This is a genomic window from Streptomyces sp. NPDC002911, assembly GCF_053591835.1.
This window is the reverse complement of sequence record NZ_JBSFUO010000004.1, coordinates 394,169-411,120: the sequence shown is the minus strand read 5'-3', so window position 1 is coordinate 411,120 and position 16,952 is coordinate 394,169. Positions and strand designations below refer to the sequence as shown.

The 16,952-nt window shown below is 69.5% G+C and carries 15 protein-coding genes; 4 read left to right on the top strand and 11 right to left on the bottom strand.

The window, feature by feature from the left end:
* The first annotated feature begins 87 nt into the window (after nucleotides 1–87).
* Both ACWD04_RS09855 and ACWD04_RS09850 read left to right on the top strand, forming a co-directional pair.
* A complete protein-coding gene (locus tag ACWD04_RS09855; RefSeq protein ID WP_451129931.1) occupies nucleotides 88–708 on the top strand; it encodes a DUF47 domain-containing protein in 621 nt (206 codons plus the stop codon).
* Nucleotides 709–713: 5 nt separating this feature from the next.
* Nucleotides 714–1,712: an anion permease gene (locus ACWD04_RS09850; RefSeq protein ID WP_451129929.1), complete on the top strand. Its 999-nt coding sequence runs from the start codon at nucleotides 714–716 to the stop codon at nucleotides 1,710–1,712.
* Between the two features lie 178 nt (nucleotides 1,713–1,890).
* Here the strand turns inward: ACWD04_RS09850 and pstB are convergent, their stop codons facing one another.
* The 11 genes from pstB to mshD all read right to left on the bottom strand — a co-directional run bounded on the left by pstB (nucleotide 1,891) and on the right by mshD (nucleotide 13,497).
* A complete protein-coding gene (pstB, locus tag ACWD04_RS09845; protein ID WP_351283453.1) occupies nucleotides 1,891–2,667 on the bottom strand; it encodes a phosphate ABC transporter ATP-binding protein PstB in 777 nt (258 codons plus the stop codon).
* 27 nt (nucleotides 2,668–2,694) lie between these two features.
* Nucleotides 2,695–3,783 (bottom strand): phosphate ABC transporter permease PstA, encoded by a 1,089-nt coding sequence (gene pstA, locus ACWD04_RS09840; RefSeq protein WP_451129927.1) that lies wholly within the window; start codon nucleotides 3,781–3,783, stop codon nucleotides 2,695–2,697.
* Nucleotides 3,780–4,775 carry a phosphate ABC transporter permease subunit PstC gene (pstC, locus tag ACWD04_RS09835; protein ID WP_451129925.1) on the bottom strand — a complete coding sequence of 332 codons (996 nt, stop codon included), beginning with the start codon at nucleotides 4,773–4,775 and terminating at the stop codon, nucleotides 3,780–3,782. The genes pstA and pstC overlap by 4 nt, the downstream gene beginning before the upstream one ends.
* 133 nt (nucleotides 4,776–4,908) lie before the next feature.
* The gene (gene pstS, locus ACWD04_RS09830; RefSeq protein WP_451129923.1) at nucleotides 4,909–6,042 is read right to left on the bottom strand and encodes a phosphate ABC transporter substrate-binding protein PstS; all 1,134 of its coding nucleotides are present in this window, start codon (nucleotides 6,040–6,042) and stop codon (nucleotides 4,909–4,911) included.
* A 246-nt stretch (nucleotides 6,043–6,288) separates the two neighbouring features.
* A complete protein-coding gene (locus tag ACWD04_RS09825; protein ID WP_451129921.1) occupies nucleotides 6,289–6,708 on the bottom strand; it encodes an NUDIX hydrolase in 420 nt (139 codons plus the stop codon).
* On the bottom strand, nucleotides 6,705–7,697 hold the full coding sequence (locus tag ACWD04_RS09820) for a CHAD domain-containing protein (RefSeq protein ID WP_451129919.1): 993 nt from the start codon (nucleotides 7,695–7,697) through the stop codon (nucleotides 6,705–6,707). Before ACWD04_RS09820 ends, ACWD04_RS09825 begins: the two co-directional genes overlap by 4 nt.
* Nucleotides 7,684–9,930, bottom strand: coding sequence for an RNA degradosome polyphosphate kinase (locus ACWD04_RS09815; RefSeq protein ID WP_451129917.1), 2,247 nt, complete (start codon nucleotides 9,928–9,930; stop codon nucleotides 7,684–7,686). Before ACWD04_RS09815 ends, ACWD04_RS09820 begins: the two co-directional genes overlap by 14 nt.
* A 279-nt stretch (nucleotides 9,931–10,209) precedes the next feature.
* Entirely contained in the window at nucleotides 10,210–11,184 is a 975-nt protein-coding gene (locus ACWD04_RS09810; protein ID WP_451129915.1) for a hypothetical protein, read from the bottom strand.
* Nucleotides 11,181–12,074 (bottom strand): ABC transporter ATP-binding protein, encoded by an 894-nt coding sequence (locus ACWD04_RS09805; RefSeq protein WP_451129913.1) that lies wholly within the window; start codon nucleotides 12,072–12,074, stop codon nucleotides 11,181–11,183. Before ACWD04_RS09805 ends, ACWD04_RS09810 begins: the two co-directional genes overlap by 4 nt.
* Complete coding sequence (locus ACWD04_RS09800; RefSeq protein ID WP_451129911.1) at nucleotides 12,071–12,481, bottom strand: GntR family transcriptional regulator; 411 nt, start codon at nucleotides 12,479–12,481, stop codon at nucleotides 12,071–12,073. The genes ACWD04_RS09805 and ACWD04_RS09800 overlap by 4 nt, the downstream gene beginning before the upstream one ends.
* Before the next feature lie 92 nt (nucleotides 12,482–12,573).
* Nucleotides 12,574–13,497 carry a mycothiol synthase gene (gene mshD / locus ACWD04_RS09795; protein WP_451129909.1) on the bottom strand — a complete coding sequence of 308 codons (924 nt, stop codon included), beginning with the start codon at nucleotides 13,495–13,497 and terminating at the stop codon, nucleotides 12,574–12,576.
* 268 nt (nucleotides 13,498–13,765) lie between these two features.
* On the opposite strand from mshD, the gene ACWD04_RS09790 reads away from it, so the two are divergent.
* Together ACWD04_RS09790 and ACWD04_RS09785 are read left to right on the top strand one after the other, a co-directional pair.
* Nucleotides 13,766–15,571: a bifunctional metallophosphatase/5'-nucleotidase gene (locus ACWD04_RS09790; protein WP_451129907.1), complete on the top strand. Its 1,806-nt coding sequence runs from the start codon at nucleotides 13,766–13,768 to the stop codon at nucleotides 15,569–15,571.
* Between the two features lie 233 nt (nucleotides 15,572–15,804).
* Nucleotides 15,805–16,698 carry a phosphatidylinositol-specific phospholipase C gene (locus ACWD04_RS09785; RefSeq protein WP_451129905.1) on the top strand — a complete coding sequence of 298 codons (894 nt, stop codon included), beginning with the start codon at nucleotides 15,805–15,807 and terminating at the stop codon, nucleotides 16,696–16,698.
* Nucleotides 16,699–16,952: the final 254 nt, after the last annotated feature.

The following is a 16,952-nucleotide window of genomic DNA, read 5'->3' as shown; positions in this document are numbered from 1 at the left end:
CGCGACACTGAAGAATGCCGGTTAGCCGTGGCCGGATGATGCGCCTAGCATCAGCCTGACCGAATCCAAAGCACCCGAGGACCCCACGTGCGCTTTCGTCTGACCCCCAGGGAGACGAGCTTCTACGACATGTTTTCCGCATCCGCGGACAACATCGTCACGGGCTCGAAGCTCCTGATGGAACTGCTCGGGGCGGATTCTGCCTCCCGAGTCGAGATCGCGGAGCGTATGCGGGCAGCGGAGCACGCGGGGGACGATGCCACCCACGCGATCTTCCACCAGCTGAACTCCTCCTTCATCACGCCGTTCGACCGCGAGGACATCTACAACCTCGCCTCGCAGCTCGACGACATCATGGACTTCATGGAGGAGGCCGTCGACCTGGTCGTCCTGTACCAGATCGACGAGCTCCCGAAGGGTGTCGAGCAGCAGATCGAGGTCCTGGCCAGAGCGGCGGAACTGACCGCCGAGGCCATGCCGAGTCTGCGGACCATGGAAAACCTCACCGAGTACTGGATCGAGGTCAACCGTCTGGAGAATCAGGCCGACCAGATCCACCGCAAGCTGCTGGCCCACCTCTTCAACGGCAAGTACGACGCCATGGACGTGCTGAAGCTCAAGCAGATCGTGGATGTACTGGAAGAGGCGGCTGACGCGTTCGAGCACGTCGCCAACACCGTGGAGACCATCGCGGTCAAGGAGTCCTGAACCTCGTGGACACCTTTGCGCTGATCGTGACCATCGGTGTCGCGCTCGGCTTCACGTATACGAACGGCTTCCACGACTCGGCGAACGCCATCGCCACCTCGGTCTCCACCCGGGCGCTGACCCCACGTGCGGCTCTGGCGATGGCCGCTGTGATGAACCTCGCCGGCGCCTTTCTCGGTCAGGGGGTCGCCAAGACCGTCAGCGAAGGGCTGATCGCCACACCCGAGGGCCAGAAGGGGATGGGCATCCTCTTCGCGGCGCTGGTCGGCGCGATCATCTGGAACCTCGTCACCTGGTACTACGGCCTTCCGTCCTCGTCCTCGCACGCCCTGTTCGGCGGAATGGTCGGTGCCGCGCTGGCCGGCGGGACGATGGTGCACTGGGACGGCGTGCTGTCCAAGATCGTCATCCCCATGTTCCTCTCCCCGGTCATCGGGCTGGTCGCCGGCTATCTGGTGATGGTCGGGATCATGTGGATATTCCGGAAGACCAACCCGCACAAGGCCAAGCGCGGCTTCCGTATCGCGCAGACGGTCTCGGCGGCGGGCATGGCCCTCGGCCACGGCCTGCAGGACGCCCAGAAGACGATGGGTATCGTGGTGATGGCCCTGGTCATCGCCGATGTCGAAGGTCCGAACGACGAGATTCCGGTCTGGGTGAAGATCGCCTGTGCGGCGATGCTGTCCCTGGGTACGTACGCCGGTGGCTGGCGCATCATGCGGACGCTCGGCCGGAAGATCATCGAGTTGGACCCTCCGCAGGGTTTCGCCGCCGAGACGACCGGCGCGTCGATCATGTTCGGCTCGGCGTTCCTGTTCCACGCACCCATCTCCACGACTCATGTGATCACCTCGGCGATCATGGGCGTCGGCGCCACGAAGCGGGTGAACGCGGTCCGCTGGGGCGTGGCCAAGAACATCATCCTGGGCTGGTTCATCACGATGCCGGCCGCGGCACTGGTGGCCGCGCTCAGCTACGGGATCGTCGTCCTGCTGTTCGGCTGAGCCTGGTTCGCGTGCCGCTCCCCGACGCGCAGTGCCGAAGAACCGAAGCCCCCGAAGTGCCGTAGCCCCACAGTGCCGAAGTAATGGGTCCGCCCCTGCTCTCCACCGGAGAGCGGGGGCGGACCCTTCGCCTTGTGGTGGCACCGCCATGCAGCACCCCAAGGCCGTCTGTGACTGTTTATCCGAAGCGGCCCGAGATGTAGTCCTCGGTCGCCTGGACGGACGGGTTGGAGAAGATCCGCTCCGTCTCGTCGATCTCGATGAGCTGGCCGGGCTTGCCGACCGCCGAGAGGTTGAAGAAGGCCGTACGGTCGGAGACGCGTGCCGCCTGCTGCATGTTGTGCGTCACGATGACGATCGTGAAGCGCTGCTTCAGCTCGCCGACCAGGTCCTCGATCGCGAGGGTCGAGATCGGGTCGAGCGCCGAGCACGGCTCGTCCATCAGCAGCACGTCCGGCTCGACCGCGATCGCGCGGGCGATGCACAGGCGCTGCTGCTGACCACCGGAGAGACCGGAGCCCGGCTTGTTCAGGCGGTCCTTGACCTCGTTCCAGAGGTTGGCGCCCTTGAGGGACTTCTCGACGACGTCCGACAGCTCGCTCTTGCGGTACGAGCCGTTCAGCCGCAGGCCCGCCGCGACGTTGTCGAAGATCGACATCGTCGGGAAGGGGTTCGGACGCTGGAAGACCATGCCGACCGTGCGGCGCACGGTGACGGGGTCGACGCCGGGACCGTACAGGTCCTCGTCGTCCAGCAGCACCTTGCCCTCGACGCGGCCACCGGGGGTGACCTCGTGCATGCGGTTCAGGGTGCGCAGGAAGGTGGACTTACCGCAGCCGGACGGGCCGATGAAGGCGGTCACGGAGCGGGGCTCCACCGTCATCGAGATGTCCTCGATGGCCTTGTGGGAGCCGTAGTAGGCGTTGAGGCCGCCGATGTCGATGCGCTTGGCCATGTGAAATCAACTGCTTTCTGCGTGGCCTCAGCGGCCGGTCTTCGGGGCCTTCCAGCGGGCGATGCCGCGGGCCACCAGATTGAGGATCATGACGAAGGCGATCAGCACCAGTGCCGCTGCCCAGGCGCGGTCGAAGGACGCGGCCTCACCGACCTTGTACTGCTCGTAGATGTAGAACGGCAGCGAGGACTGGGCGCCTTCGAAGGGGTTGGCGTTGATCAGCTGGCTGCCGAAGACCAGCAGCATGATCGGCGCTGTCTCACCGGCGATACGGGCGATGGCGAGCATGACGCCCGTCGTGATGCCGCCGATCGCGGTGGGGAGGACCACCTTCAGGATGGTGCGCCACTTCGGGATGCCGAGCGCGAGGGAGGCCTCGCGGAGCTCGTTGGGGACGAGCTTGAGCATCTCCTCGGTGGAGCGGACCACGACCGGGATCATCAGGATGGTCAGGGCCAGCGAACCCATCAGGCCGGAGTAGTCCAGATCCGCCATCAGCATGACCGACAGGATGAAGAGGCCGGCCACGATGGACGGGATGCCGGTCATGACGTCGACGAAGAAGGTGACGGCCTTGGCGAGCGTCCCCTTGCCGTACTCCACCAGGTAGACCGCGGTCAGCAGGCCCAGCGGGGCGGAGATCACCGTGGCGATCCCGACCTGCTCCAGGGTGCCGATCAGCGCGTGGTAGACGCCGCCGCTGTTCTCGTGACCGAGGACACCGGCCATCGAGTGGGTGAGGAAGTAGCCGTCGAGGCGCTCGATGCCGCGGCTGATCGTGGTCCACAGCAGGGAGGCGAGCGGGACGACGGCGATGAGGAAGCAGACCCAGACGACGCTGGTGGCGAGGCGGTCCTTGGCCTGGCGCTGGTTCTCGACCTTGGTCGTCACGACGTACGAGACGGCCAGGAAGAACAGGGCGGAGATCAGGCCCCACTGCACGCGGCTGTGCCAGCCTGCGGCGAGGGAGACGCCCACGCCGAGCGCGATCCCCACGGCGGCGAAGCCGAGCGGGGCCCAGCGGGGGAGGCTGCGGCTGCTGAGGCCGGCCTTGCCGGGTTCCGGCGAGATCCGGGGACGGTTGTCCTGGACGTCGGTGGTGGTGACGTTGCTCATGCGTTGGCCCCCGAGTACTCCTTGCGGCGGGCGATGATGAGCCGGGCCGCGCCGTTGACCAGCAGGGTGAGGACGAAGAGGACGAGGCCCGAGGCGATCAGGGCGTCACGCCCGACGAACTCGTCGGCCTCACCGAACTTGGCGGCGATGTTCTGTGCGAAGGTCCCGCCGCCGGGGTTGAGCACGTGCAGCGAGATGAGGAAGCTCGGCGACAGGACCGTGGCGACGGCCATGGTCTCGCCGAGCGCGCGGCCCAGGCCGAGCATCGAGGCCGAGATGACGCCGGAGCGGCCGAACGGCAGGACCGAGAGGCGGATGACCTCCCAGCGGGTGGCGCCGAGGGCGAGCGCCGCTTCCTCGTTCATCTTCGGGACCTGGAGGAAGACCTCGCGGCTGACGCTGGTCACGATCGGCAGGATCATGATCGCGAGCAGGATGCCGACGGTGAAGAGCGACCGGGGAACGCCGATCTCGGTCTGGTCGAAGACGTACGTCCAGCCGAAGAACTGGTCGAGCCAGAGGTTCAGGCCCTGCAGGTACGGGACGAGGACGAGAGCGCCCCAGATGCCGTAGACGATGCTGGGCACCGCGGCGAGCAGGTCGATCACGTAGGCGAGGGGGGCGGCCAGCTTGCGCGGCGCGTAGTGCGAGATGAAGAGGGCGATGCCGACAGCGATCGGAACCGCGATGACCATCGCGATGATCGAGCTGACGACGGTGCCGAAGAGCAGGACCGCGATGCCGAAGACCGGCGGGTCACCGGCCGGGTTCCAGTCGGAGGTGGTGAGGAAGTTGCCCTCGTTCTGCGATATCGCGAGGGAGGCGCGGTAGCTGAGGAACACGGCGATGGACGCCATGACCACGAGCAGCAGAATGCCCGAGCCGCGTGAGAGGCCCAGGAAGATCTTGTCGCCTGCGCGGCCGGTGGATTTGGGGCGGCTACGTGTTTCCGGCGGAGCCGGTGGGATGTCGAGCGGTGTGGTGGAAGCCATGGTCTTTCCGGTCTGTGTGGGGGAGCGGCTGGCTCCCCTGGCGGCGGTGCACCGGATGGTCGGGCGGTCGGGGGCCGGTCCGGAGAGATGCGCCGGACCGGCCCGCCTACGCGTGCGTGTCGTGCGGGGTCGGTTACTTCAGGCCGGCGACGGTCTCGCGGACCTTGGCGTTGATCGCCTCGGGGATCGGGGCGTAGCCGGCGTCGGTCAGGATCTTCTGGCCGTCCGCGGAAGCGGCGTAGTTCAGGAAGGACTTGACCGTGGGGAGGGTCTCGGCCTTGTTGCCGGTGTCACAGACGACCTCGTAGGTCACCAGGACCAGCGGGTAGGCGCCCTCGGCCTTGGTCGTGTAGTCGAGGTCGAGCGCCAGGTCCTTGCCGGTGCCCGTGACCTTGGCGGCGGCGATGGCCTTGGAGGCGTTCTCCGAGGTGGCCTCGACCGGGGCGGCGCCACCGGTGTTGATGTCGACGGTGGTGATGCCCTGCGACTTGGCGTACGACAGCTCGAAGTAGCCGATGGAGCCGTCGACGGCCTTCACCTGGCTGGCGACACCGGCGGAACCGGACGCGGCCTGGCCACCGGGGGCCGGCCACTTCTTCTCGGCCTCGTACTTCCAGTCGCTCGGGGCCGCGGCGTTCAGGTACTTGCCGAGGTTCTGCGTGGTGCCGGAGTCCTCGGAGCGGTGGAAGGCCTGGATGTCCTTGTTCGGGAGCTTGACGCCCTCGTTGAGGGCGGCGATCGCCGGGTCGTCCCACTTCTTGATCTTGGAGTCGAAGATCTTGGCGAGCGTGGAGGCGTCCAGCGTCAGCTTGTCGACGCCCTCGACGTGGAAGCCGACCGCGACCGGGCCGCCGACCATCGGGAGGTTGATGCCCTGACCCGTCTTGCAGATCTTCTTCGAGGCGGCGACCTCTTCGGGCTTCAGTGCCGAGTCCGAGCCGGCGAAGCCGACGGTGCCCTGGTTGAACGCGACGATGCCCTCACCGGAGGAGGAGGAAGCGTAGTTGATCTCCACACCGGTGCAGGCGGCCATGTAGTTCTTGATCCAGAGGTCCATCGCGTTCTTCTGGGCGCTCGACCCGGAAGCGCGCAGCTGGCCCTCGGCGCCTTCGCAGTCGATGTTCGACGCGGCGGCGCTGGTCTTGCCGCCGTCCGCCTCGGTGCCGGTGTTGTCGTCCGAACCGCACGCCGTGAGGACCAGGGCGCCGGAGACGGCGAGGGCACCGAGCGCGGTGGCACGAAGCCGGTTCTTGCGCTGAAGCTTCACTTTCTGGGTGTTCCTTCCAGGAGCCGCCGCGGCTGGTGGAGCGTGGCGGCGTGCGATGAGGATTGGTGCCTCGGCTTGGTGCCGTGCACCGTGTACGTCCGAAATTAGGCAGAAGAGGTGAAGCCGCCTACGGGGCAGAGTGAACGGCAGGTGAACCGTGTCGGGCGGGCTGGTTCCGCGTCGCGGCACGGCGAGGCGAAGGCCCGTCCCCGCGGGATGGAGGACGGACCTTCGGCTGCCCGGTGCTCAGAGGCGTCGGCCGCTCGCAGGGAGGGTGTCCAGGAAGGCGTCCAGCTGGACGCGGTCGCCGGGGCGGCTCAGGCGTGCCCGGGCGTCCTCCGGGGAGAGCCACGCCAGCCGGTCGACCTCGTCGTTGGCGACGAACGTGCCGTCCGTCGCCTCGGCCGCCCAGTAGCTGACCTCTTTCGGACGCCCGTTCGCCGTGTACAGGGCGGTCGGCAGAGCGGCGCCCGGCGCACAGTGGTGGCCCGTCTCCTCCAGGACCTCGCGCAGGGCGGCCGCCAGGGCCGTCTCGCCGCGCTTCAGCTTGCCCTTGGGGAAGGACCAGTCGTCGTAGCGCGGCCGGTGGACGAGACAGACCTCCAGGGCGCCGCCCGCGGACCGGCGCCAGAGCACGCAGCCCGCCGCCAGGACGAGGTCGCTCATGGCGCCGTCACGGCCGCCGCGTACGGCCAGGTCTCCCGGAACACGCCGCGTGCCGCTTCCACCTCGTGCCGCTGGTCGGCGTGGAGCACCCCCAGGGCGTACGCCGTCGCAGGGGCGATGCGCGGGGTGCGCGCGGCCGCTGCCGCTGCCTCTGCGGCCTCCGCCGCGTCCCGGTGCAGGTCCAGCGCGTGCCCGGGGCCGGTCAGGGCCGGGTCGGGGGCGCCCCGCAGCATCTCGTGGGCGTACCGGTGCAGCCTGAGCAGCAGGCGGGCCTGCTGCCAGAGGGCGTCGTGGGCCTCGTTGTACGGTTCCACCGCCTCGTCGGGCGGGAGCGCGGCCACCGCGTCCAGCATCCGCTGCTCGGCGAGCTCGGCCGGGCCGTGCAGGGCCCGTTCCGCCGGTTCCGCCACCGCGGGCGCCAGCGGGACCTCCGAAGCGAGCAGCGCGACGGCGTCGGCGACGGCGTGGAAGCGGGAGGAGCCCAGAGCCTGGAGCGCCGCCGAGTGGGCGCGGGTCCGGGCGAGGGTCAGCCGGCGCTCCAGGAGGGCTGCGGCCCGGGCCGCGCCGACGCCGAGTGCGGCCCGCTCCTTGTCGTTGGCGTCCGGGCCGTCCCCCGGAGCGGGCCGGGCCGCAGGGAGCGAGGCACCGGACAGCTGGTGCAGGGCCTCCAGGAGCCGGCCGAGCCGGGTGGCGTACGCGTGTTCGCGGGCCAGGGTGCCGGAGAGCCAGGCCAGCTCCGCGCGGAGCTGGTCGGCCCAGGCCGGGTCGAGCGCACCCCGGAAGGTGTGCAGGGTGCCGCTGATCCGGCGCGCCGCGTGGCGCAGCGCGCGGGCGGCCTCGTCGGCGCGCTGGGTGCCGGCGTCGGCGGGGGCGCTGTGCTCGCGGTGCAGCCGCAGGCCCCGTAGGAAGCAGGCGGCTTGTTCACGCAGGTAGGGCGCGAGGACCGCTTCCGCGGAGAGGGTCGTCGTCTGATGGTCAGGGCGTCGCACGTCGGCGCCTCCGGGCGTCAATGAGCATCTCTTGTACGTGCCGCAGCGGCTGCCCGTCCGCGTCCGTGCAGTGCCTGGTCCAGTTTCCGTCGGGGCCCAGGTGCCAGGAGGTCGTGGTGTCGGACATGCCTGTTTCCAGGAGCCTGCTGAGGGCGGCGCGATGCGCGGGATCGGTGACGCGGACCAGTGCTTCGATCCGTCGGTCGAGGTTACGGTGCATCATGTCGGCGCTTCCGAACCACACTTCGGGTTCTCCGCCGTTGCCGAAGGCGAAGAGCCGGGAGTGTTCGAGGAAGCGGCCCAGTATCGAGCGGACCCGGACGTTCTCGGAGAGGCCGGTGACGCCGGGGCGGATCGCGCAGATGCCGCGCACCCAGATGTCGATCGGCACACCGGCCTGTCCCGCCCGGTAGCAGGCGTCGATGATCGCTTCGTCGACCATCGAGTTGACCTTGATGCGTACGTAGGCGGGGCGGCCCGCGCGGTGGTGGGTGATCTCCTTGTCGATACGGGCGATCAGTCCGTCGCGCAGGGACTTCGGGGCGACCAGCAGCCGGCGGTAGGTCTCGCGGCGGGAGTAGCCGGAGAGCCGGTTGAAGAGGTCGGAGAGGTCCGCCCCGACCTGCGGGTCGGCGGTCAGCAGGCCGAGGTCCTCGTAGAGCCGGGCCGTCTTGGGGTGGTAGTTGCCGGTGCCGACGTGGGAGTAGCGGCGCAGGGTGTCGCCCTCCTGGCGGACGACGAGCGACAGCTTGCAGTGGGTCTTGAGGCCGACGAGGCCGTAGACGACGTGGCAGCCGGACTCCTCCAGCTTGCGGGCCCACTTGATGTTGGCCTGCTCGTCGAAGCGTGCCTTGATCTCGACGAGGACGAGGACCTGCTTGCCGGATTCGGCGGCGTCGATCAGGGCGTCCACTATCGGTGAGTCGCCCGAGGTCCGGTACAGGGTCTGCTTGATCGCGAGGACGTCCGGATCGCCCGCCGCCTGTTCCAGGAAGGCCTGGACGGAGGTGGAGAAAGAGTCGTACGGGTGGTGCAGCAGTACGTCGCGTTCGCGCAGGGCGGCGAATATGTCGGGCGCGGAGGCGGACTCGACCTCGGCGAGATCGCGGTGGGTGCCGGCGATGAACGTGGGGAACTTCAGCTCGGGCCGGTCCAGCGACGCGATGCCGAACAGTCCGGTGAGGTCGAGCGGGCCCGGCAGCGGGTAGAGCTCGGTCTCGGAGATCTTCAGTTCGCGTACGAGCAGGTCCAGGACGTACGGGTCGATGGACTCCTCGACCTCCAGGCGGACCGGCGGGCCGAAGCGGCGCCGCATGAGCTCCTTCTCCAGGGCCTGGAGCAGGTTCTCGGCGTCGTCCTCCTCGACCTCAAGGTCCTCGTTCCTGGTGACCCGGAACATGTGGTGGGCGAGGACCTCCATGCCCGGGAAGAGCTCTTCGAGGTGGGCCGCGATGATGTCCTCTATGGGGACGTAACGCTGCGGGGACGCCTCCAGGAAACGGGTGAGCAGAGGCGGCACCTTGACGCGGGCGAAGTGCCGGTGGCCGCTGACCGGGTTGCGTACGACGACGGCGAGGTTCAGCGACAGCCCGGAGATGTACGGGAACGGGTGCGCGGGGTCGACGGCCAGCGGGGTCAGCACGGGGAAGACCCGCTGCCGGAAGAAGGTGAACAGGCGGGCCTGTTCCTTCTCGGTCAGGTCGGGCCAGCGGACCAGCTGGATGCCCTCGTCGGACAGGGCCGGCGCGATGTCCTGCTGGTAGCAGGCGGCGTGCCGGGCCATGAGCTCGCGGGAGCGGGTCCAGATCAGGTCGAGGACCTCGCGGGGCTGCAGTCCGGACGCGGACCGGGTGGCGACACCGGTCGCGATACGGCGCTTGAGGCCGGCGACCCGGACCATGAAGAACTCGTCCAGGTTCGAGGCGAAGATCGCGAGGAAATTAGCCCGTTCGAGTAGCGGTGTGGCGGGGTCCTCGGCGAGTTCCAGGACGCGTTCGTTGAACGCGAGCCAACTGCGCTCCCGGTCCAGGAAGCGGCCCTGCGGCAGCTCGTCGCCATCGGCCTCGGGCTCGTACGCGTCCGCGTCGTTGTCAAGGTCGGGGTCCAGATCGGCGGCTGTGGACAGACCTGTGGGCACCGGGCCGACGACGGCGTGCGGCCGGTGGGCGGCGAGGGAGCCTACGGACGGCTGCGTGGGATGGACCGGAACCTCGGAGCTGGGCTGCTGGCTCATGGACCTATTCTTCCGCGCCTTCGGCTTCTCAGGCGCGTCGGAGCCCATAAAGATCGCGGAAGACACGGAAACGGGCCCTGGTCGGGGGCCGCTCCCGTTGCGGGGGGCGGGCACAGCTGGCTGCATCCCGTGAGGGTCGCAAGGCTGTCTGAATGGCCGGTAACGGTGACATGACGTACAGGAAGCGGTGTGACTGCGGTGCCGTCCCCGTCCTCCCCGTCATCACCGTAGGTGAACCCCCTGCCCGGACTCCCCCCGGGGCCCGGACAGGGGTGGCTCTCAGGCGGTACGGCGGCGCAGCACCCGGAAGGCGAGCGTCACGGCCACGACTGCCAGGGCGAGCAGTATGCCGGTCTCGACGAGCTGGATGGGCCAGAAATGGGAGGCGGGGTGGTAGTCGAGGTAGTGGCCGGTGATGTCGTTGTCGGTCATGCACTGGAGCCGGTCCGCCTCGGACGCGGACTGCGAGCACACCGTTCCCGTCAGCCGTTCACCGCTGCTGGTGAGGTCGCCCGTCTCCACCCACCACATGCCCTCTTCGGCGTTCAGGGTCGTGCCGGTGAGCGTGCGCGGGGGCCACAGCTCTGCGCGCCAGTAGGTGAAGACAGTGACGGCCGTGCCGGTGACGAGCGCGGCGACGGTCAGCGCGGGGAGGGTGCGGCGTACCAGCAGGCCGATGAGCGCTCCGACGCACATCCCGAAGAAGGTGTGGGCGAGGGGGAGGACTCCCGAAGCGCTGAAGACAGGTGCGTCATGCCATTGGGCGGGGTAGGGCGTGTCCGTGTAGGTCCGCGCCCAGGCGAGTACTGCCGTCAGGACGGACACGCCAGCCAGCAGCAGCGTGGCGGGCACGGCGAGTTTGGCGGCGAGCCAGCGGGCAGGCGAGACGGACTGCGTCCAGGAGACCTTGAAGGTGCCGCTCTCCAGTTCCCTGGCGATCATCGGTCCCGCGACGAACATGCTGATGAGCAGCGGCAGTGCCCTCAGTGCCTGGGCGGCGTAGTCGAACACCTGGCTGAGGGCGAAGATGGTGTCCATGTAGTCGCGGACGGGTTGGTGGCAGCTGCGGCCCGGATCGCCCTCGGCCGAGCAGGGGCCTGACTCGAAGGCCTCCACGACGTGGGCCGACCACAGGGCGGTCGCGATCAGGGTGATGACAGCGGCCAGGGAGAGCCCGCCCGCTATCCACAGGACCAGTCGATGCTGACGTACGACGACGCGGGCCGGCCCGCGCAGCGCGGTGAGGGTGCTCATATCGCGGCCACCTCCTCGCGGGTGGACGCGCTCGGGGTGAGGAGCGGCGGGGCGTCGGGAGAGCGGAGGTGCGCCAGCAGCAGCTCCTCCAGCGAGGGCTCCGTGACGTCCCAGGCGGTGTCGTCCACCGGGCCCTGCCTCCGTACGAGCGCCGTGAGCTGACGCCCCGTCGTGCGCGACTCGACGACGGTGTGCGGGGCGAGGTCGCGGGCCTGGCCGGTGATCAGGGCGTGCGCGGCGACGATGTCGTCGCTCTCACCACCGAGACGCACCCGGCCGCCGTCCACCAAGAGGAGGTAGTCGCAGGAGCCTTCCAGCTCGGTGAGGATGTGCGAGGACATCACGATGGTGGTTCCGTGCTCGGCGGCCTCGGCCATCAGTACGCCCATCAGCTGGTGACGCACGAGCGGGTCGAGGTCGGCCATCGGCTCGTCCAGCAGCATCAGTTCGGGCCGTTTGCCCAGGGCGAGCGCGAGGGCGAGACGGGTGCGCTGCCCGCCGGAGAGCGTCCGGACCTTGGCGTCCTGGGGGAGCGGGCCGGCGATCCGGCCGGCGGCCGCGCGGTCCCAGGTGGCGGGGTTCAGCTCGGCCCCCGCCCACAGGGTGTCGGCCACGGTCAGCTGCGGGTACAGCGGCTTGTCCTGCGAGACGTACGCGACACGGGCCCTGGCCTCTGCGGGGGTGGAGCCGAGCACCCGCACCGCCCCCTCGGCGGGCCGGAGCAGGCCGGCGGCGAGGGAGAGCAGGGTGGACTTCCCGGCCCCGTTGGGCCCGACGAGGGCGCATATCCGTCCGGCCGGCAGCCGGAACGAGCAGTCGCGCAGCGCCCACCCGCGCTTTCGCCCATACGTCATACCGAGGCTGTTCGCCTCGATCGCGGCGCCTGTCATGAGTCCTGGTCCCCCTTGAATGTGCTGTCCAGTACGTGGGTGAAGAGCGCGCTCACGTCATCCCTGTCGAGTCCTGCGGCGCGTGCCCTGCGGGTCCACTCGGACAGTTCGGCGCGCAGGGGCGGGTCGGTGGTGACCGCCGCGCTGCCGAGGGTCCGGCGGACGAAGGTGCCGAGGCCGCGACGGGCCTCGACGAGGCCTTCGCGTTCCAGTTCGCGGTAGGCCTTGAGCACGGTGTTGGGATTGATCGCCGTGGCCTCGACGACCTCACGGGCCGTGGGCAGCCGGTCGCCCGGCTCCAGCACACCGAGGCGGAGCGCCTGCTTGGTCTGTTGGACGATCTGGAGGTAGGTGGCGACGCCGCTGCGCCGGTCGATACGGAACTCGACCGCTGCGGACTCTGCCATGTTCACCACCCTTTCACTAATGAAGTAGTGGAATGGTGTCGGAAAGAAGGGGCGGAGTCAAGTGACGCCGCCCCTGCCCGGGTTGAGAGTGCTCAGGACTCCGTGCGGTACATCAGGTCGACCTCGTGCGTGGCGAAGCCCATCCGCTCGTACACCGACAGGGCGGCCGGGTTGTCGGCGTCCACGTAGAGCATCGCCGTGGGCAGACCCCGGGAGGCCAGATACCGCAGTCCGATCGCGGTGAGCGCCTTGCCTAGGCCGCCGCCCTGGGCGTCGGGCCGGATGCCGACGACGTAGACCTCGCCGAGTTCGTCCTCGGCGTGCACCTTCGTCCAGTGGAAGCCGATGATCTCGCCGTCGCGCTCGGCCAGGAAGAAGCCCTTCGGGTCGAACCAGGGTTCGGCCTTGCGGTCGTCCAGGTCCCGTTGGGTGAGGGAGCCCTGCTCGGGGTGGTGGGCGAACGCGGCGCTGTTGACGGCCAGCCAGGCCGCGTCGTCCTGGCCCGGCACGAAGGTGCGGACGGTGACGCCCGGCGGGAGGACCGGCTCGGCGATGTCGAGGTCGGTCAGGCTGCGGCGCAGCTGGCGCAGTTCGCGGAAGAGGGAGAGGCCGAGCACCTGCGCGAGGTGCCGGGCGGCCGATTTGCCGCCGTGCGCCCAGACCCGCAGCCGCTTCCCGGTCGCGGCGAGGAGCGCGGCGCCCAGAGCCCGGCCGTGCCCGCGGCCCCGGTGCGCGGGGGCCACGACCAGCTCGGCGGCGGGGGCCTCCACGAGGTCGGTGTCCTCCAGCTGCGCGTACCCGGCCAGCACGCCGTCGACGATGAGCAGGAAGTGCCGGACGCCCTCACGGCCCCCGCCCCTCAACTGCAGCCGCCCCTGCTCGGAGACGGCCTGCCGGCCATCGGTCCCGGCGGCCTCACCGAGAAGGGCGAGAACGGCGTCGGCCTGCTCGGTGGTGAGCGCGTCGAGGGTCGCGATCTCGCGCCCGGGGGAGGGGAGGGGTGCGTCAGTCGTCATGGGTACGAGCGTACGGCGCGGGGTGGGGCGCCGGGGCAAGCTGCTGCCCGGTCTGCTCGGGCGCCGCCCGCCCGCCCTCGTCATTCCGGGCTTGCCCCGTGGTGCAGGACTTCATGAGCGATGCGGGAGAGGTCTTCCTGTACGCCCTCCGGGTGATCGGCCCCTTTCCGAGTGCGAGGCAACCAGTTCGTGACCCCGGACATCTGTCGCGCTACGCGCGTTGACTCTAGGCTGCGGCACGCAGGATCCAGAGACTCGAAGGGGACCGATGTCAGCGACTCCACAGAAGAAGCGTGCGCCCCGGCGGGTGCTCGCCGCCGCGGCCGGGCTGGTCACCGTCGGTGCGCTCGTCGCCGCGATGCCGGCCGGAGCCCACGACCGGGGGCACGGTCATGGCCACCCGTCCCGCACCGTCGACGTCCAGCTGCTCTCCTTCAACGACCTGCACGGCAACCTGGAGCCGCCGGCCGGTTCCGCCGGGACGGTCAGTGAGACGCAGGCCGACGGTACGGTGAAGTCGGTCCCGGCCGGAGGTGTCGAGTACCTCGCCACCTCGCTGCGCACCGCGCGCGAGGGCAACCCGTACTCCGTCACCGCGGCCGGCGGCGACATGGTGGGCGCGAGCCCGCTGCTGTCGGGGCTCTTCCACGACGAGCCCACGATCGAGGCACTCAACGGGCTCGACCTCGACGTGACGGCCGTGGGCAACCACGAGTTCGACGAGGGGGCCACGGAGCTCGCCCGGTTGCAGAACGGCGGCTGCCACCCGGTCGAGGGCTGCTACGAGAAGGGCAAGAAGTTCAAGGGGGCGGACTTCCCCTACCTCGCGGCCAACGTGACGAACGAGAAGACCGGCGAGCCGGTTCTCAAGCCGTACACGGTCTGGAAGAAGAACGGCGTCAGGATCGGCTTCATCGGGGTGACCCTGGAGGGCACGCCGAACATCGTCACGGCCAACGGCGTCAAGGGCCTGGAGTTCCACGACGAGATCGAGACGGTCAACAAGTACGCCAAGGAGCTGGACCGCCAGGGCGTCAGGTCCATCGTCGCGCTGATCCACGAGGGCGGGGCCCCGGCCTCCTCCTCGTACAACCACGACTGCGACAGCCCGGGCGCCGGTGACGGCATCTCCGGGCCGATCGTCGACATCGCCAAGGGCATCACGCCGAAGGTCGACGCCCTGGTCACCGGCCACACCCACCAGGCGTACGTGTGCACGGTCCCGGACCCGGCGGGCAAGCCGCGCATGGTCACCTCGGCCTCGTCCTTCGGCAAGGTCTACACGGACACGACCCTCACCTATGACCGCCGCACCAAGGACATCGTGCGTACGTCGGTGGAGTCGGCCAACCACGTAGTCAGCCGGGACCAGGCCAAGGCCGCCGACATGACCGCGCTGATCACCCGCTGGAACACGCTCGCCGCCCCGATCGCGGGCCGGCCGCAGGGCTTCATCTCCGCCGACATCAACGGTCGCGGCTCCACGGCCCCCGAGAAGCCGCTCGGCAACCTGATCGCCGACGCCCAGCTGGAGGGCCTGGCCCCCGCGGACAAGGGCGGCGCGGTCGTCGCGTTCATGAACCCCGGCGGTATCCGCTCCGACCTGGTGTACACGGCGTCCGGCGGTGAGGGCGACGGGGTCGTGACGTACGGCGAGGCGTTCACCGTCCAGCCGTTCACCAACATGATGAACGTCGTCGACCTGACGGGCGCCCAGCTGGTCACCGCGCTCCAGCAGCAGGTCAGCGGCTCCAACGAGGCGTCCCCGAAGATCCTGCAGGTCTCCGAGGGCCTCACCTACACGCTGGACCTGACGAAGTCGGGCGCCGGCCGGGTGGTCACGGAGACGATCCGTCTGAACGGTGAGGCGATCGACCCGGCGAAGACGTACCGCGTCGCGATGAACGAGTTCCTCGCGGGCGGCGGAGACGGCTTCGCCGCCCTCGGCCAGGGCACGAACAAGCTGGTCGGCGCGTCCGACCTGGACCTGTTCAACGCCTACCTGGCGGCGCACTCCACGGCCTCCGCGCCGCTGGCCCCGCCGGCCACGGACCGGATCACGGTCGTGAAGTAGCTCCGGAGGGCGAGGGGTGGCCCTCGCGCTCGGACAGCGTCCGAAAACCGACGGCCCGCCACGGGAAGTGGCGGGCCGTCGGCTTGTTCAGGCCGGTCCGGGACGAAGATCACGTGTGCCCGGTCGGCGGGTTTCGGCCGTGTGGTTGCCCATGGAGCCAGGCCCTGTTCCGGTATTGAGGTGCACTCGACATAATCCAAGCCTCCCCCACAGCAGACGGAGGCCTCCCTCGCATGAGCCCGTACACCGCCAGTCGCCGGACCTTCCTCACCGGCGCCCTCGCCGCCACCGCCGGAGTCCTCATCGGCGGGACGCCCGCCGTCGCAACCGCCGGCCGTGCCCTCGGCACCCAGGACTGGATGGGCGGCATCGCCGACGCCACCCCGCTGCAACGCCTCACGATCCCGGGAACACACAACTCGGGCGCGCGGTTCGGCGGGCCCTGGACGGCGTGTCAGAACACCACCGTCGCCGCGCAGCTCGACAGCGGCATACGCTTCCTGGACGTGCGCTGCCGGATCAGCGACGGCGCGTTCGCCATCCACCACGGAGCGTCGTACCAGAACCTGAACTTCGACGACGTCCTGATCGCATGCCGGAACTTCCTGGCCGCCCGTCCGTCCGAGACGGTGCTGATGCGGGTCAAGCAGGAGTACTCCGAGGAGAGCGATGCCGCGTTCCGGCGGATCTTCGACGTCTACCTCGACGGCAAGGGCTGGCGCTCGCTCCTCCGCCTCGACTCCACGCTCCCGGACCTGGGCGGGGCCCGCGGCAAGGTCGTGCTGCTCGCCGACAACGGCGGTCTGCCCGGCATCCGTTACGCCGACTCCGCGCTCTTCGACATCCAGGACGACTACATGGCGGAGCCGTTCGCCAAGTACCCCAAGATCGAGGCACAGTTCCGCAAGGCGGCGCAGCAGCCCGGCAAGCTGTTCATGAACTACGTGAGCACTGCGGCCCTGCTCCCCCCGCGCTCGAACTCGGACCGGCTCAACCCGCAGGTGCACGCGTTCCTCGACGGGTCGGAGGCGGCGGGCTGGACCGGCCTCGGCATCGTCCCGCTGGACTATCCGGCGACCCGTTCGGGCTTGGTGGAGTCCCTGATACGGCACAACCCGACCGGTTGAGGCGTGGCGACGCCGGGGACGGCGAGCCGTTCCAGGAGGATCAGCCCCCGCCCGCAGTCCTGCGCGGGACCAGTGAGTATCCCGCCGCACGTACCGCCTGCCACAGGCGCGGTTTTCGTCATTGGGCGGTTACGGACAACTCAGCCCCCTGTTTTGGCCCGATGTCTGTCCGTAACCCCCCAATAACGCCGCGTCCGGCCGCTACGGCGTGCTCGGGGGCCGCGCAGTTCGCCGCCGAATCCCGTCGTCGGCGC

Bases quoted from the DNA above. Each gene is read 5' to 3' on its own strand.
- pstC (WP_451129925.1), bottom strand. From the start codon at position 4,775: ATGGCTTCCACCACACCGCTCGACATCCCACCGGCTCCGCCGGAAACA.
- ACWD04_RS09825 (WP_451129921.1), bottom strand. From the start codon at position 6,708: ATGAGCGACCTCGTCCTGGCGGCGGGCTGCGTGCTCTGGCGCCGGTCC.
- mshD (WP_451129909.1), bottom strand. From the start codon at position 13,497: ATGACGACTGACGCACCCCTCCCCTCCCCCGGGCGCGAGATCGCGACC.
- ACWD04_RS09785 (WP_451129905.1), top strand. From the start codon at position 15,805: ATGAGCCCGTACACCGCCAGTCGCCGGACCTTCCTCACCGGCGCCCTC.
- ACWD04_RS09800 (WP_451129911.1), bottom strand. From the start codon at position 12,481: ATGGCAGAGTCCGCAGCGGTCGAGTTCCGTATCGACCGGCGCAGCGGC.
- ACWD04_RS09790 (WP_451129907.1), top strand. From the start codon at position 13,766: ATGTCAGCGACTCCACAGAAGAAGCGTGCGCCCCGGCGGGTGCTCGCC.
- ACWD04_RS09805 (WP_451129913.1), bottom strand. From the start codon at position 12,074: ATGACAGGCGCCGCGATCGAGGCGAACAGCCTCGGTATGACGTATGGG.
- pstB (WP_351283453.1), bottom strand. From the start codon at position 2,667: ATGGCCAAGCGCATCGACATCGGCGGCCTCAACGCCTACTACGGCTCC.
- ACWD04_RS09815 (WP_451129917.1), bottom strand. From the start codon at position 9,930: ATGAGCCAGCAGCCCAGCTCCGAGGTTCCGGTCCATCCCACGCAGCCG.
- pstA (WP_451129927.1), bottom strand. From the start codon at position 3,783: ATGAGCAACGTCACCACCACCGACGTCCAGGACAACCGTCCCCGGATC.
- ACWD04_RS09810 (WP_451129915.1), bottom strand. From the start codon at position 11,184: ATGAGCACCCTCACCGCGCTGCGCGGGCCGGCCCGCGTCGTCGTACGT.